This is a genomic window from Mycobacterium sp. E3251, assembly GCF_001666835.1.
GTDB lineage: Bacteria > Actinomycetota > Actinomycetes > Mycobacteriales > Mycobacteriaceae > Mycobacterium.
In genome coordinates, this window is sequence record NZ_LZJF01000029.1 from 1 (window position 1) to 973 (window position 973).

Sequence of the window (973 nt, forward strand, 5' to 3'; positions counted from 1 at the left end):
CCGTGCTACACCCCATCCGGCGAGCCCTACTGGACGCCTCCGGGCGAGCCCTGCTGAGCGAACCGGCGCGGCGCGCACTTTTCCGAAGGCGGCCTAACGCGGGCTGAGTAACCGCTCAACGTATTTCGCGATCACGTCGACTTCGAGGTTGACCTGCGTGCCGACCGGGGCGCGGCCCAGCGTGGTCAGCTCGCGGGTGGTAGGGATCAGCGAAACCTCGAACCAGTCGGCGCCGAGCCCGGAGACCGTCAGCGAGATCCCGTCCACGGTGATCGACCCCTTCTCGACGACGTAGCGGGCCACCTCCGCGGGGATCTCGATCCGGACCACTTCCCAGTGCTCGGACGGCGCCCGGCTCACCATCCGCGGACCGGTCGTGACCTCCGACGCCGGGCACGGCGACTCGATCGCCGTCAACGGCGTCTGCCTGACCGTCGTCGAGCTGCTGCCGGACGGCCAGTTCACCGCCGACGTGATGGCGGAAACCCTCAACCGGTCCAACCTGGGCTCCCTGCAGGTGGGCAGCCCGGTCAACCTGGAGCGCGCCGCGGCGGTCAACAGCCGGCTCGGCGGGCACATCGTGCAGGGGCACGTGGACGGGACCGGGCAGGTGGTGAGCCGGGCGCCGTCCGAGCACTGGGAAGTGGTCCGGATCGAGATCCCCGCGGAGGTGGCCCGCTACGTCGTCGAGAAGGGGTCGATCACCGTGGACGGGATCTCGCTGACGGTCTCCGGGCTCGGCGCCGACTGGTTCGAGGTTTCGCTGATCCCTACCACCCGCGAGCTGACCACGCTGGGCCGCGCCCCGGTCGGCACGCAGGTCAACCTCGAAGTCGACGTGATCGCGAAATACGTTGAGCGGTTACTCAGCCCGCGTTAGGCCGCCTTCGGAAAAGTGCGCGCCGCGCCGGTTCGCTCAGCAGGGCTCGCCCGGAGGCGTCCAGTAGGGCTCGCCGGATGGGGTGTAGCACGC

Annotated in this window: 2 protein-coding genes; one reads left to right on the plus strand and one right to left on the minus strand. The window is 69.8% G+C overall.

The window, feature by feature from the left end; genetic code table 11:
• Positions 1–93: 93 nt before the first annotated feature.
• Positions 94–363 carry a hypothetical protein gene (locus A5697_RS04210; protein ID WP_369806056.1) on the minus strand — a complete coding sequence of 90 codons (270 nt, stop codon included), beginning with the start codon at positions 361–363 and terminating at the stop codon, positions 94–96.
• On the opposite strand from A5697_RS04210, the gene A5697_RS04215 reads away from it, so the two are divergent.
• Positions 314–880, plus strand: a complete 567-nt coding sequence (locus tag A5697_RS04215; RefSeq protein WP_068008273.1) for a riboflavin synthase — start codon at positions 314–316, stop codon at positions 878–880. The genes A5697_RS04210 and A5697_RS04215 overlap by 50 nt on opposite strands.
• The last annotated feature ends 93 nt before the right edge of the window (positions 881–973 follow it).

Excerpts from the sequence above, each read along its gene's own strand:
- A5697_RS04210 (WP_369806056.1), bottom strand. The coding sequence starts at position 363 with ATGGTGAGCCGGGCGCCGTCCGAGCACTGGGAAGTGGTCCGGATCGAG.